This window comes from Emticicia aquatilis, from assembly GCF_014644295.1.
Lineage (GTDB): Bacteria > Bacteroidota > Bacteroidia > Cytophagales > Spirosomataceae > Emticicia > Emticicia aquatilis.
Genome location: NZ_BMKK01000003.1, coordinates 196,092 through 210,725 on the forward strand (window position 1 = coordinate 196,092; position 14,634 = coordinate 210,725).

Below are 14,634 nucleotides of genomic sequence, written 5' to 3' on the forward strand. Positions count from 1 at the left end.
TTACTTTGCAACTGGAGAGAAAGTCTCGAAAGCCACCGTGCGGTCACGCATCACGAGCGTGTCGGTGGTGGCTACTTTCATTCCGGCAACATTTACTTCATACTTCAAATAAAGGGCATCACGGTCTTTGTTTCCCCAACTGTTTTTCTCTCCTTTTTTCACGAAAGCACCGCTTCCAGAGGCTGTTACTCCACTTGTCAGAGAGGAAACTGTACATTTTCCATCGTTATCAAACTTCATTAATAAGTTCACATTAACATTTTTGTTGTCTTTGTCTTTAAGTACAACAGGAAATTCGAGTTCAGACAACGACTTAGTTGTAAGCTTATTCACTTCATCATTTTCTACGAATTGAGCATGACGAACCACCGTTTTGCTTACAGCTCCCGTTACAACATCATTTCCACGACGGAGGTAATTACCATGCCAAGGATTGATGTATTTGATGGCATACAAAACAAAGTTTTTGCCAGCAAGTGCAGGTATTGCATTTACATCGCTTTGAGTAATTGCCATCGGAATTACGTAAGTATTTTTGATTGATTTAGGGTCGGCAAAAAACGCATCGGTTAATTGCACATCCACTCCACCTGCTAAAGCTCCTTTGGGGATAATAATTTTATTTGATGCCAACGAGTAGTAATTATCGGGCATAGCAAGTACTTCATCTCTACCAGCACCAAACAACATTCCATTTTTAAGTAGGGTTTTATCAACCGAAACTTGAATGGCTAAATCGCTTCTACTTTCATAGACACCACCCAAAGTGGCATAAATTTGGCATTTTTTTGCATTATCTAAGTCAGTATTTACAAAAGCATCATCTCCCAGTGTAATTGTTCTTACTGGATACTGGTAAGCAAAATATACATTTTGAGTTTTGAAGTCTGGAAATACTTTCTCCGTATTACAAGAGGCAAGTCCAATCAGGAACAATACCGATACATAAACTAATCTCTTCATATTGATATAAAATTTTGTCGATAATAAAGTTTAATTCCAACCTTCGTTTTGTACGAGTGCTGAATATTTTAAGATTTCGGAATATGGAATTGGCCCATATTTCATGTGACTCTTAAATATTCTATCTTGAACAGCTGGTATAACTGTATAAACACCATTCTGAATACTCATGCCCTTGGCAGGTTCGGTAAGGTCGGCGTTCCAACGACGTAAATCCCAGAATCTGAAACCTTCAAAGCAAAGTTCTAAGCGGCGTTCGTTACGGATTAACTGACGCATGGTTTCTTTGCTTCCTTTAGCACTTTCTAAATACGCATCGTTGTTTGTTAGGCCGATACCCGCTCTTCTACGAATCGCTCTGATGATGTCATAAGCAGAATAGGTATTTGAACCTGTACCCGTTGGCCCATAAGCCTCGTTGGCAGCTTCGGCATAAGCCAATGCGATTTCGGTATAACGGATATGTGGCTTATAGCGACGTTGGTTACTGGCAGATGTTGGGTTTAAGTTCACATCTTGACGCAATAACTTTCTTAGGTAATACCCTGTACGAGTCGATGTTTCAACTTTGTTGAGAGCATCGTTGGTTGGGCCATTTGCTGTGGTATTGATAGCCGTATTGTTTACGCCAGCAGTTGCTCCATTCACCAAAATAAACATTCTGAGGCGTGGGTCACGGTTGGTGTACGGGTCGTTTGGATTATAACCACTCTGTGGACTATTAATTGGATAACCGTTTAGCATTGGGAAAGCATCAACCAAATTTTGTGTTGGATTGATTCGGCCATTTCCGAAAAGAGTAGGAGGGAAGTTTGCTTGCTCTAACTCTCGGTTTTCTAACCAGTTATTACGCCATAGAATTTCTGGTGGGTTAGCTCCATCTCTCAAACCTGCAATTTCGGTAGCATTTGAATACCAAGTTAAGCCACTTGCCGCATTGCTCGGAATAGCGTTTAGACCACCATTCAAGTTTAAAACTGCGGCCGCCGCATTGGCTGCATCGGCCCATTTATCGGTGCCATTATTGAATGCTGGACTTGCAGCCAATAATGCTGTTTGAGCCTTGATTGCTTTCGCAATACGCCCCGTAAACAAACCACTGAACGTAACACCAAACGCACGATTATATTGCTCAACCGTTACTTTTCCGTATTTGGCTGGTATCTGCGATGCTTGCCCAGATGCAATATCACGGTAATCTAAAGGCAGTTTTACATCGGCACTATCTAAGTCTTGATTTATTTGTTTAACACATTCATCAAAAGTAGCTCTTGGCAAGTTGTAGTTGTCAGAAGTGGTTTGCGGTTTAAGCAAAATCGGCACACCTAACATTTGTCCATTTGCTCCTTTGCCAGCATGAGCCTGCAAAAGATGGAACATCAACAATGCACGAAGTCCGTAGGCTTCTCCTTTAATACGGGTTGCAAATAGTTTATTAGTTGCGGGGTCTGCTACCCACTGAACTTTATCAATTTCACCCAAAGCAATATTCATGTATTGGATTCCTGCAAAACAGTTTGTCCATTGGTTAGCTGGGTTATTATTGGCCGTCCATTGTCCTGTTGCCATTTTCAGATAACCGTTGTTTTGGTCATTGCTTACGGCATCATCAGTAGCCACATCGTTAAATGACCAAGAGTTTGTCGGAATTCTATTATATCCATTCAGCAAAATTCCGTATGGGAATCTCGAATCGCTCGGGATATAGGCACTGGCGTCTAATTGTCGGTTATTTTCAATGGCAGGCTCGATTAGGTCTTGACACCCTGCCAATAAAACCGTCGCACAGACCATTATTTTTAATATTCTTTTGTTCATATATAACATGATAGTCAAAATTTAATGTTTTCAGACGCTTAGAATAAAGCTTTTACCCCTAAATTAAACATACGTGTTTGTGGAGCCGAGCCAACATTCAATTCCAAGAGTTCACGGTTTTCTGCAATCGTAAGTAGGTTAAAGCCACTTACATACACGCCTAATTCACGTACAAATGATTTCATCTTTAATAGATTGCTCAAATCATAAGAAACTTGAACTTTAGTCAAATCGAAACGATTGGTTTTATACATCCAAAAATCTGATGAACGGAAATTGTTATCGCTAACCAATGTGGTCAATCTTGGAAACTTAGCAGTTGCTTTTGTTTCTTCAGTCCATCTATCTCTTACTACTTCTGAGTATTTATCTTCGGCATCTATCCAAAAATATGAATTGCTACGCATGGCATTTCCACCAAATCGGCCAACACCCAAAGCAAAAAATGTGAGTTTTTTCCATTCTGCAGTAAAGTTGAGTCCTAATGTAAGCGGAGAACCAAACCAACCACCTCGACCCAAGTAAACTTCATCACGAGTATCAATGATTCCATCACCATTTTGGTCTTTATACTTAATGTCACCAGGTTTTACTTGCCCAAAAGTTTGTGTTGGTGATGATACGATTTCTTCTTTGGTTTGGAATAGTCCTAAACTTTGTAAACCCCACATCGCATCAAGGGGTTTTCCTTGGCGGTTTTGGTAGGGATTTTCAAATAATTCGGCACGTTTCGATGCCGTAGCTTCATAATAAGTAGCATTTAATCCCATTGTCCAGTTTACGCTACCAGATTTTCTGTTCATGCTTGCACCAAAATCAAAACCTACACGCTTGTCGTCGTTGTAGTTGACAAAAGGTATAAATGAAGAAACAGGGAAACCAGTTGTAAAATAACTCGGAAATAAAACCGCAGCTTGAATGATATTTCCTGAGATTTTATTGATAAAGAAATTACCATTTAGTGTCAAGAATTTCTTGAAAAATGAGCCTTCAAAACCAACCGTAATTTCTTCACGTTTCGGGAACGTCATATTTGGATTATCGCCTCTTCTTGATTCTGTTGCTTGAATACCTGTACCATCTTTCCAACCATACCACTGGCCAGCACCTGTGTAAATGCCTTGATATAAGAAGTAATTATTGATGTCGAGGTCAGTATTGAGAATACTTGCCGATGCAGTGAGTTTTAGGTCATCAATTTTATTAGCATTTTTGAGAAATGCTTCTTCGCTGATTCTCCAACCTACAGAAACCGATGGCGAAAGTGCTTGACGATTGCTCTGTGGAAGTTTGGCCGAATGAATGTAAGCTGCACTTAAATCTGCGTAGTATTTTTGTTTATAATTATAACTTGCCAAGAAACCTAAGTTTGCGTTGCTGGTTCTGTGATAAATGGCTGACTCGGACTGTTGAAAGCCATTTAACAATAAAATAGCCGATAAATTATGATTGGAATTGAATGTTCTGTCGTAATTGAACTGACCTGATAATGCAATCGTTTGGCGGTATCTGTTGCCCGAAACGTTTTGAGTCCCAGAGCGTGAATCTTGATTATAGACAGTCAATGAGCTAATGAGGTCAGTGCCGCTGTAACGATTCCAAGTTGGAGCATAGGTAGCATACGTGTAATTATACGATAAGCTATACTCGGTAGCATAGTCAACCGCAAAAGCCGATTTGAAAGTTAGGCCTTTCAATACATTTCTTAAATCAGCTTTTATACCTGTATTGAACTGAAACTGTCGATTGGCGTATTGGTTATTTCCACCCGAATAAATCGTAGCGAGTGGGTTAGTTTGGTCTAACTGTGTTCCACCCAGTAAATACTTTCCATCAATGATATTATTGCTGTTTTTAATGAAAACCTGAGAAGCTTCATCTTCTTTTTCGACTAAATCAATCGGAATCAGCGGAGAAAAACGATTCGGACGAATGGTTGTTGCACTATTCCAGAAGTTAGCATTTACGCCACGACCTGTAAAAAAGATAGCTGTTGCATCAGCATTGAATGTGATGTACTCGTTGAGGTTTACATCAATATTTCCTCTGAAGTTAAGTCGGTCGGAGCTATTGTTGTTTTTTGCTTCACCAAAATTTAGGAGGGAACTTGTTTTTGCGTAGCCTAAATTGGTGTAGTATTTTACTCTTTCATTTCCTCCCGATATTTCGGCCGTTGCATCGTAGCTTCCGTAGGCACTTTTGAGATATTCTGGCGAATAAAAATCAATATTCGGATAGCGATATTTGTTTGTACCCGAAGCATAATTATAAATATCTAAATCTGAATAAAGATTTGTCAAACCATCGTTTCTACGAGCTTCGTTGTAGAGTGACATATATTCTGCCGAACCTAAATAACGAGGCGTCGCTTTAGGTGTATTTATCCCATTATTGATTCGTAGGTCGAATCTATTTTTGCCAGATACGCCTCTTTTAGTGATTATATTAACCACGCCTTTAGCTGCTCTGCTACCATACAAAGCCACAGCATTAGCTCCTTTTAAAAATACAATCTGCTCAATTTCGGTTGGGGCAACATTTCCTATTTCACGAGGTACACCATCAATCATGAATAGATAATTTCCCATTCCCCAATTACTATTACCATTAAAGCCCGGTATAAGAGCCTCCATATCAGCTAAGGGATAGGTAAAGTAATTTTTAGGGAGCAGTTCGGTTACATTCACCGATGAAACGCCACCAAGAATATCCTGTTTATCGACGTCACGAAAGGCAACACGTACTTTTTCTCTATTGATTGCTGGGGTCAAGGCTATTTCACTTACTTGCTCAGTAGCCGTAATGTATTTAATTACAAAACCTTTAGCAACAATCGAAATCACATCATTTTTCGGCACATCAATCGAAAACTTACCTACTGCATCGGTAGTGACCACCTTTGCGTTTTCGTCAGAGCCTTTTACCTCAGCTCCAACGATTGGCTGCTTATCAGCACCAATCACGGTAGCTCTAATTTTAATTATCGGAGTGCTTTGCCCCATGATGTTGGCTTTCGGAAAAGCCAACATCAGACACAAGCATATCATTATTTTTATAAACTTCATTGCTTAATCGTTTATCAATTTTTATCTCATTTTGTGATTTGACTCGCTCTTACCAGCCAGGGTTTTGCCCAAACTCTACGTATAAATTCACGTCATTTACTTTCAGAGGCAACCAGTTGTGTTTTTCGGTAAACTTACGCTCTAAGATTGTTGTCTCACGCAAATTTAAAACTCGGTTATCTTTTGGGTCTTTGGCTGGGTCAATAGGAGCGGCTCTGTCAAATTCTATAGATTTTTTGAGCGTGTAAGGGCTTTTTGAAATTAACAACCAACGGCGAAGGTCATTGAAGCGGTGTCCCTCAAACGAAAGTTCTACGGCACGCTCACGTCTTACTTCTTCCATATATGTATCTAACGAACCCAAGAATTTAGCATTTACAGGGCTTACACCTGCTCTTTCTCTGATTACGTTAATGGCATCGACCGATGTTTTCGAATAATTACTCGATTTGCCTAAAGCCGAACCATAAGCTTGTGCAGCGGCTTCGGCATACATTAAGTAAATATCTGCCAAACGCATGTAAGGAACTTTGATGTTCAAACTTTTATCGTAGCTATAACCTTGGTCATATTTATTGGCTGTTCTTGGCACAAATTTGAATAATAAATACCCTGTGCGGCTACCCGTAGCAATATCACGGTAAGAACCACCAGTATGTAAATTGGCGTAGCGGTTATTTGTCTCAGCGGCGTTAGGAATACTACCTGCTACCATTCTAACACCATCGAAAACGATGTCATTATAGAAGCGTGGGTCACGGCCTTTCCACGGGAATTCTGGATTATAACCTGACTCTGGGTCGGCTTTGGTGATGTCCTTAATTGGCATGCCGTTGGCCATGCCGTAGTTATTTACATAGTTAGAAGTTGGTAAAAACTTCACATCGCCTTCGCTAATAATCAATGGGCTGTATTGTTTACTTGTTCCCCAGTTTGAGTTATTTGCTCCATAATAAGGTCCACGGAAAATGGCTTCTGTACCACCTGGAATTTGCCAGTTTTGGCCAGTAGTATAGAAATTAGTGTAGTATTGTGCAAACGGAACCAGTTTATGAGGTGCTGCTCCACTTTCGGTCAAACTGAGCAATTCTCCAAATGCTTCTGCTGCTTTTTTGCAATATTCTACATTATATGAAGTACTTCCACCCGAAACTTGGTTCATCAACGGGCTGCCCGCCCATAGATAGTTTTTGCCTAAATAGCCCAATGCCATAATCTTATTGATACGCAATTGGTTTTTGCCCAGTGTTCTTTTTCCAGCCGTTGTGTTGTCCCAGTCTGTTGGTAGTAAATTAGCCGCTGCCCTAAAATCTGCGGCAGCTTTGTCGGCACACTCGCTGTATTTTAGGCGTGGTAATGTCAGTTTCTCATCTCCAGGCAAAACCGTATCAATGTAGGGTAAACCTCCAAAATATTGCATAAACATGAAGTGATACCAACCTCTGAAAAACAAAAGTTGTCCTTTGATTAGGTCTTTTTCTTCTTGTGTAGCATCGGTTAGTTTATCAAGATTGGCTAAACCTAAGTTTGCTTTTCGGATACCATACCAGCCCAAACCCCAAAGAGATTTTGCAAAACGGTCATCGTTCGTTACGTTGTTATTGCGGTCCATCCAACCTGCTTGCCAGCCATCAAAGTTACGTTGCCAGCCCCAAAAATCTCCATTATCAATCTTTACACCAAAGTGGAAATTCTGAGCTGTTGACTGAATTTCATCTTCCCCCCAGTTGAAGGAGTTTGTCCAATATCCATTCGTAAAGTCAGGAATTGTATGGTAGAGTTCTTCGGTAAAACCCTGAAAATTGACAAAGTTTTTAAAGGCATCTTTATCCGATACCAATGATTGTGGGTCACGGTCTAAAAAGTCTGAACATGAAGTAACCCCAAAAGATAGTGAACAAACCAATACTAAAAGCTTTATTCTATTTTTCATGATTGTGTTAATTAGAAAGTAATGTTTAAACCCAAATTATATCTTTTCACTGTTGGATAAGCCCCTTGCGATGCCCAACCTGTTCCCGCAAAATTCGACTCTCTATCATCAGGCATTTTACTCCAAGCATAGAGGTTATTGCCATTCAGATATACTCTAAGGCTATTGAAACCTAATTTTCGACTAAGTTCTGAAGTAAATGTATAGGCGATTTCGGCATTCTTTAATCTCACATACGAGCCATCGTACATATACTGCGTGCCTCGGTAGTCGCCAAAAGGAGTAGTTAACCAGCGTGGAATTGGCGTTCCGTTTGGATTCTGTGGCGTCCAGTATTCACCTTCCTTATACACTGTGTTGCTCTGAGCATTCAAACTCGTGAAAACAACTTGACGAGTTACGTTATTAACGGCGTATAACTGAACAAACGCAGAAAGCCCTTTCCAGTCTAAACCTAAAGTAGCATTATAGGTGTTTTGTGGCCATCCTGTATGCCCATACGGGATTCTATCTTGCGAATCTATCACCCCATCAGCATTGTAATCCACTAAGTAGTAGTTACCAACTAATTTCTGATTATCATTTACGTTGTGCATTGTACTACCATACAATTGGTCCCAAGTATTATAAATTCCGTTGTTTACGAAAGAATAAACTTGGTCAATTTGCATTCCTTCTGGTTTCTGATAATCTGGTAGCAATTCAGGTGTAGCACGTTCCAAGATTTTGTTTTCCGTATGAGTCATGTTAAGGTCAGACCACAAACGGAATTTTCCGATATTTTTATTGAAATGTAATTCAATTTCGTAACCTTTCGATTTTACTGCACCTAAGTTGGCCACAGGTGGAGCCGCTCCAAAATAACTCGGAACATCAGACCTTCCAGTCAACAAAATTTTACTTCTATTATCTTGAAAAACATCTGCTTTACCTTTTACCAAACCTTTGAGAATCTCAAAATCTAATCCTAAATTGAACTTCTCAGATTCTTCCCACTGAACAGTTGGATTTCCAACCGTTGCCTGCGAATACCAAGTATATGGACTTTGCTCGGCTGCCTCGTTAGTAACTCCTAATCTTGACCTTCCGCCGTAAGCCCATTGCTCTAAATATGGCCATCTGACACCCAAATTATCAAAACCTGTTTGACCATACGACATACGGAGTTTCAAGGAATTAATGAATTTTATTGGTTTCATGAAGCTTTCATTAGAGATAACCCAGTTTGCTCCACCCGAAGAGAAAAATGCAAAGCGGTAATCTTTTGCAAATTGCTCCGAGCCATTATACGCTCCGTTATATTCAATAGTATATCGGTTATTGAAGTTATAGGTAGTTCTAAAAACCCAGTCTTCACGATATGATGGAATGGTATTTCCGCTGGCAAAAATATTTCTATTAGTCAAGCCCATTGCTGTAATATTGTGCTTACCCGCAATTGTTTTGTTATAATTCAGTTGTAATTGATAAAACAAACGTCTTTGACTCGCTCCAATATTTCCAGCCGCTGGCGACCATTTGATACCCTCTTGAAAATCAAAACCTGTAATACCATCAACGGCTTGTTGGAAAGACTCAACTCCATTGTCGGGGTTTATCCATTTGCGTTGTGTTCCATTGAAAAGGTCATTTACACCACGGTCAGACTCCACAAAAGTATTATCCAGCGAAACTGTTCCAGATGCTCTCAGACCTTTAACGAGTCGGTCTAAATCTTGTTCCAAAGTAAAGTCAGTTGTGATTCTGGCAGTTGTTTGGTATTGAATCCCGCCAATTGCAAGGCTTAAAGCTGAGTTTTCGGCCCTTGCTTGGTTAGGTGCGTAGAAGCCCCACGAACCGTCAGAATATTTTGGTAAGAATAAATCTGGTGCAGCACTGTACGCATCAATCCAAGGGCCATATTGGTTTCCTGTGAAACCCCACGGACTCTTTCTGATACCATACGAACCTGAGAGATTTGTTTTGAATAAAGTACTTTTTGATAACTGAAAGTCTAAATTACTGCGAACATTCAGACGATTGAAGCCAAAACCTTGTTGGTATCCACGTTTGTTATCGTAGGTCTTAAATAAGTCAGCTTCTTGCAAGAAATCAGCACTGGTAAAGTATTTTACCAGACTTGTTCCACCACTTATGTTCAAGTTTGCATTGTTTGAAATGGCGTAAGGCTTGAATAATGCTTCTTCCCAATCGACGTTTGGATAACGCTCGGCTTCTGCCAAGTTTGCAGGAAAACGATATTTATTGATTATCGCTTGTGGAGTATAATTTCTCCAACCTTCTGGTCTTGCAGCAAGTTCGTATTCAATCGCATCATTTCTTATTCTTAGAGCGTCATACGAATCATACTTTTGTGGCAATTTCGATGGTGCTTTCACAATCGTATTCACGGTGGCACGTATCGAAGCTTTACCTGTTTGACCTCGCTTAGTAGTAATCAAGATTACACCATTTGCACCTCTTGACCCAAAAACTGCCGTAGCTGAAGCATCTTTTAGAACCGTAATTGTTTCTACCGAACTGATATCAACACTATTCATCGGACGCTCAACTCCATCAACAAGTATTAATGGCTCTGAGTTATTCCATGAACTACGACCACGAATGAGAATCTGTGGGTCTTCTGAGCCAGGAAGTCCAGTACTTGCATTTGTAATTAACCCCGGAACATTACCTGTCAATGCCGCTCCTATACTCGAAACTCCACCAGCTCTTTCAAGCTCTTTGTTGGTAGTTTGAGTAACAGACGCAACAACACCTTCTTTCTTTTGTCTTCCATAACCAACCACTACCACCTCGGATAACTCCGATAGAATTTCTTCTAATACTACATTAATAATTTTCTCATTCCCAACAACAACCTCTTTCGCCTTGTATCCAACAGAGCTAAAAACCAAAACCTGTTTTGGAATACAAGTAATTGAGTACTCTCCAGTCGCCCCCGAATTTACTCCTCGGGTTGTTCCCTTAATAGTAACCGTTGCTCCAGGAATAGTCTCACCTGTGTTAGATTTAACCGTTCCCTTTACAGTTTGAGCTTTTACCGAAAAGCTCGAAAAACCAATCAGAAGCAAAACGCCCCATACAATTAAGTACCGCTTTTTCCAAGTGATTGAAATGTACAAGTCAATTTGTTTCATAAGTCGAAAAAATATGAATCATTTAATAAATAATATGAATTTACTTTTGCAAAGTAAGGTGATGAACAAAAAATACAGTAGCACTATTCACTAAATAAGCAATACAAATGTTCAGTAATATTAAAAAGTGTCATGTTTACACAATTGTTCTTACTTTTTGAGACCTTGCTCATAAGAATATTAGAGAAATTAAGGGCGAAGAGGTGAGAATTTAATGAGTGAGCAAATGCTCAACAGCATATAGAAAAGTCCTTAACATTTAAAATTCGCCAGTAGATTTATGCGAATGAATCTGATAATTAAGGTATAAACTTTGAGTTTACCAATACTATAGTAGCACTTATATAAATCGAAGAGGAGGAAAAAACTGTTAAATCTACACAGCATTAATTTAATCGATTAATGTTAAGCATAAAAAAGAGGTTGCTTTTGTGGGTTAAATTCTCATTTAACTCTACATGAAATCCTCGGAACATTATCAAGAACTTACTTTCGATAATGACTTCCGAAATATTCGCCTTTTTTGAGTTGGTTTATTTTTTGTATTGAAAAAAGGAGGTTTTTAGAAACAAATTTATGATAGTAATTTTTGAAGAAGCTAAATGAAACTGCCTATTTTTGTTAGATTTTAAATCTTAAAGAATCTGATGACTACCATAAAACCCTTTCTTACTGTAAATAACGGCCAAAAAGCCGTAGAATTTTATCAAGCTGCTTTTGCTGCCATCGAAACCAAAAGATGGGAAATGGCAGATGGCAAGATTTCATCAGTTTTGGAGATAGAAAAGGCCGAATTTTATGTAGCCGACGAAGAACCAGAAAATGGAAATTTCAGTACAAGTTCACAATCAAACTGCTCAATTAGGGTAATACTCAACACCAAAAACGCCGATAGTTTTTTTGAAAAAGCTATAAATTTAGGAGCAACTGAAATTTGCCCAATGACTACCGAAGAAAATTGGAGAATCGGTAAATTGAAAGACCCTTTTGGACATATTTGGGAAATTGGATATGAGTTATAAAACGATTAGGCAATGATAAAGACTATTTTAGACCCAAAACTTAGAGACGAAACTATACAAAGAGTTCAGCAACTAAAATCTAATTTAATACCCATTTGGGGCACAATGAATGCCTATCAAATGCTAAAACATTGCCGACTTTTTGAGGCTTGGATTCATGGTATTGGTGAATGGGACTATAGCTCTTCACGAAGTACACCTCTCCAAGCCGCCGAAGCTTTGGCTAATATCACCTCTGATGATACTCCCTTGATGTTATTTGCTCCAAGTAGCGAAATTCTGATAGTAACCGATACAGAAGGAGATTTCGAAACGGAGAAAAATACATGGATTGATTACTTAAAACGTTATAAATCATACAGTAACCCCGCATTTGTACATGATTTCTTTGGCAAAATGACCAAAGAGCAAATTGGTATTCTTGCATATAAACACACCGACCATCATTTACGACAGTTTGGTGTGTGAGAAGTAAGATTCTCCGAATTTAGATTTTACTAAACAAGTAGTTGGTTTTAGTTGAAACTCGCCCGAAATTCCAGCGGACTTTTCTTAGTTTTTGTCTTAAATAATTTACTAAATGACTGGGAATGTTCAAAGCCCAAATCATAGGCAATTTCAGAAACCGTCAGACTCGTCGTAGATAACCTTTCTTTAGCTTTTTCGATAAGTTTTTCGTGGATGTGTTGCTGCGTACTTTGCCCTGTCAAGTTTTTTAGAAGTCCTCTCAGATAACTGGGCGAAACGTTTAATTCTCCCGAAATATACTGAACCGTTGGCAATCCTTTTGTTATCAAATCTTCTTCGTTAAAATAATGAGTTAGTAGTTTTTCTAACCGGTCAAGAATCTGGTGATTAGAAATTTTTCGAGTTATAAATTGTCGTTGGTAAAAACGTTCGGCGTAGTTGAATAGCGTTTCAAGGTGCGAAATAATGATATTTTGACTGAAATTATCAATGTTTGAATGGTATTCGTTTTCAATATTTTGTATGATGCCGTTAATAGTAGATTCTTCTTTATCCGATATAAACAAGGCTTCACTGACCGCATAATCAAAAAAATCATATTTCTTGATTTTATTCGCCAGTGGTGTACCCCACAAAAGGTCGGGATGAACCAATAACACCCAACCCGAAAGGTCATCTTCGGGACTTGCCCCCGCTCCTCGCATGATTTGATTAGGTGCTACAAACATCAACATTCCTTCGTCGAAATCATACGTTTGTTGCCCGTAATGCAATTTATTACAAAAGCCTTTTTTGAGCGAAATAAAATAAAAATCGAACAAAAAAGCCGCCGTAGATGCATCAATATCGGGAGCTTGAATATCGGCGTATCGAACCACCGAAACCAGCGGATGCACTGGTTTGGGCAAACCCATGATTCGATGCCCCTCGGTGATAGTTTTTATTTTTATGTGTTGCATTTCAATTAGCTTTTAAACGGATATTTCAACCAAATCATAACCAAAGGCATTATCAAAAACGGAATTTCCATCAAAACCATTTTGAAATTACCCGCACGAGTTGCCAAAGCCATAATCAACAAGATTGACATCGCATTGAGTACATTTCCAACAAAAAATGTTCTCGGAATCATTAAAAGTACGCCAACCAAAATCGTCAAAATACCAAATATTGGTACGAATGCCTCCGAGATACCTAATTCATTCAACATTTTAAGCGATTGCGGATTATTTTTATAGTTAAACGTGTCCCAACCGTGTTTGAAACTCAAGCCTACCGAAACCACGAGTAAGCACAAAGAAATTATATTTTTTACCATTTTATTAGCTGTTTTGATTTTAATACTACACAAAATTTGAAAAAATCGCAAATATGAGACCCTACAATTTGTTTTCTTTTTTAGCTTTTTTAAACTCACCATGTCCAAAACTTAATAGCATTTTCGGAGCGATTCTACTCGCTACTTTTATGATATTTATCAAAAATGGCTTTAATTCTGGTTTATCTTTTTGCAGCCCTTCTATTACTACTTTTACCATTTTATCAACTTCCATCATCATACTTGGATTCGGCTGTACCGCCCAATCATTTTGAAGGTTTGTTTTTACGCCAGGCGGAATCATTTCAAAAACTTTCACGTTGGTTTCTTCCAATTGCAAACGCAAAGCCTGAGTATATGCACGTACACCTGCTTTGGTGGCACTATAAATTGGGGCAATCGAATAAGGCATGAAAGCAATTCCTGAAGATACATTGACGATGGCGGCCGATTTCTGCTTCACTAAATGGGGCAAAAATTGATGCACCATTTGGATGGTTCCAGAAAGGTTAGTTGAAACCTCACGATTGATATTTTCCAAATCGAAACTGGCATCTTGTAAGTCAATTAGCCTCATTTGCCCTGCGTTATTGATGATAATATTCAAGTCAGGAAAATGACGTGTAACGTCGTTGTAAAGTTTTTCAATGTCTGATGCTTTACTTATATCGCTCTGGAAAGTATTAACTTTGGGAAAAGCTTTTTTTGTTTCGGCCAGTGCATGAAGGTTTCGCCCTGTAACAATAATGTTTGAGCCTTGTTCGGTCAGTTGTTTGACAAGCTCAAGACCTATTCCGCTTGTTCCTCCTGTAATGAGTATGGTGCTATTTTTTAAATCCATTGTTTTGTTATTTTGTTGATGCAAAGTTGCAGCAACTTTAACCAACAGATTTAACCAAAACGACTT

General features: G+C 38.9%; 10 protein-coding genes. 2 read left to right on the forward strand and 8 right to left on the reverse strand.

The annotated features are described in order from the left end of the window. The 5 genes from IEX65_RS08125 to IEX65_RS08145 are packed head-to-tail and all read right to left on the reverse strand — an operon-like array spanning window position 1 to window position 10,919. Window positions 1-963: a DUF5627 domain-containing protein gene (locus IEX65_RS08125; RefSeq protein ID WP_188765545.1), complete on the reverse strand. Its 963-nt coding sequence runs from the start codon at window positions 961-963 to the stop codon at window positions 1-3. 30 nt (window positions 964-993) lie between these two features. Continuing rightward, window positions 994-2,781 (reverse strand): RagB/SusD family nutrient uptake outer membrane protein, encoded by a 1,788-nt coding sequence (locus tag IEX65_RS08130; RefSeq protein WP_188765546.1) that lies wholly within the window; start codon window positions 2,779-2,781, stop codon window positions 994-996. A 38-nt stretch (window positions 2,782-2,819) separates the two neighbouring features. Continuing rightward, on the reverse strand, window positions 2,820-5,846 hold the full coding sequence (locus tag IEX65_RS08135) for a SusC/RagA family TonB-linked outer membrane protein (protein WP_188765547.1): 3,027 nt from the start codon (window positions 5,844-5,846) through the stop codon (window positions 2,820-2,822). Window positions 5,847-5,895: 49 nt separating this feature from the next. After that, entirely contained in the window at window positions 5,896-7,779 is a 1,884-nt protein-coding gene (locus tag IEX65_RS08140; protein ID WP_188765548.1) for a RagB/SusD family nutrient uptake outer membrane protein, read from the reverse strand. An 11-nt stretch (window positions 7,780-7,790) separates the two neighbouring features. After that, window positions 7,791-10,919, reverse strand: coding sequence for a SusC/RagA family TonB-linked outer membrane protein (locus tag IEX65_RS08145; RefSeq protein WP_188765549.1), 3,129 nt, complete (start codon window positions 10,917-10,919; stop codon window positions 7,791-7,793). 647 nt (window positions 10,920-11,566) lie between these two features. Between IEX65_RS08145 and IEX65_RS08150 the strand changes: the two genes are divergently transcribed. After that, window positions 11,567-11,941, forward strand: a complete 375-nt coding sequence (locus IEX65_RS08150) for a VOC family protein (protein WP_229250575.1) — start codon at window positions 11,567-11,569, stop codon at window positions 11,939-11,941. 12 nt (window positions 11,942-11,953) lie between these two features. After that, the gene (locus IEX65_RS08155) at window positions 11,954-12,409 is read left to right on the forward strand and encodes a DUF1569 domain-containing protein (RefSeq protein ID WP_188765550.1); all 456 of its coding nucleotides are present in this window, start codon (window positions 11,954-11,956) and stop codon (window positions 12,407-12,409) included. Between the two features lie 47 nt (window positions 12,410-12,456). On the opposite strand, the gene IEX65_RS08160 is transcribed toward IEX65_RS08155, so the two are convergent. From IEX65_RS08160 to IEX65_RS08170, 3 genes are all read right to left on the reverse strand, one after another. Continuing rightward, window positions 12,457-13,368 (reverse strand): helix-turn-helix domain-containing protein, encoded by a 912-nt coding sequence (locus IEX65_RS08160; protein ID WP_188765551.1) that lies wholly within the window; start codon window positions 13,366-13,368, stop codon window positions 12,457-12,459. 5 nt (window positions 13,369-13,373) lie between these two features. Then, window positions 13,374-13,727, reverse strand: coding sequence for a hypothetical protein (locus IEX65_RS08165; protein WP_188765552.1), 354 nt, complete (start codon window positions 13,725-13,727; stop codon window positions 13,374-13,376). A 61-nt stretch (window positions 13,728-13,788) separates the two neighbouring features. Beyond that, complete coding sequence (locus IEX65_RS08170; protein WP_188765553.1) at window positions 13,789-14,568, reverse strand: SDR family oxidoreductase; 780 nt, start codon at window positions 14,566-14,568, stop codon at window positions 13,789-13,791. Window positions 14,569-14,634: the final 66 nt, after the last annotated feature.

Coding starts and splice junctions, on each gene's coding strand:
- IEX65_RS08125 (WP_188765545.1), bottom strand. CDS start 963: ATGAAGAGATTAGTTTATGTATCGGTATTGTTCCTGATTGGACTTGCC.
- IEX65_RS08130 (WP_188765546.1), bottom strand. CDS start 2,781: ATGAACAAAAGAATATTAAAAATAATGGTCTGTGCGACGGTTTTATTG.
- IEX65_RS08135 (WP_188765547.1), bottom strand. CDS start 5,846: ATGAAGTTTATAAAAATAATGATATGCTTGTGTCTGATGTTGGCTTTT.
- IEX65_RS08140 (WP_188765548.1), bottom strand. CDS start 7,779: ATGAAAAATAGAATAAAGCTTTTAGTATTGGTTTGTTCACTATCTTTT.
- IEX65_RS08145 (WP_188765549.1), bottom strand. CDS start 10,919: ATGAAACAAATTGACTTGTACATTTCAATCACTTGGAAAAAGCGGTAC.
- IEX65_RS08150 (WP_229250575.1), top strand. CDS start 11,567: ATGACTACCATAAAACCCTTTCTTACTGTAAATAACGGCCAAAAAGCC.
- IEX65_RS08155 (WP_188765550.1), top strand. CDS start 11,954: ATGATAAAGACTATTTTAGACCCAAAACTTAGAGACGAAACTATACAA.
- IEX65_RS08160 (WP_188765551.1), bottom strand. CDS start 13,368: ATGCAACACATAAAAATAAAAACTATCACCGAGGGGCATCGAATCATG.
- IEX65_RS08165 (WP_188765552.1), bottom strand. CDS start 13,727: ATGGTAAAAAATATAATTTCTTTGTGCTTACTCGTGGTTTCGGTAGGC.
- IEX65_RS08170 (WP_188765553.1), bottom strand. CDS start 14,568: ATGGATTTAAAAAATAGCACCATACTCATTACAGGAGGAACAAGCGGA.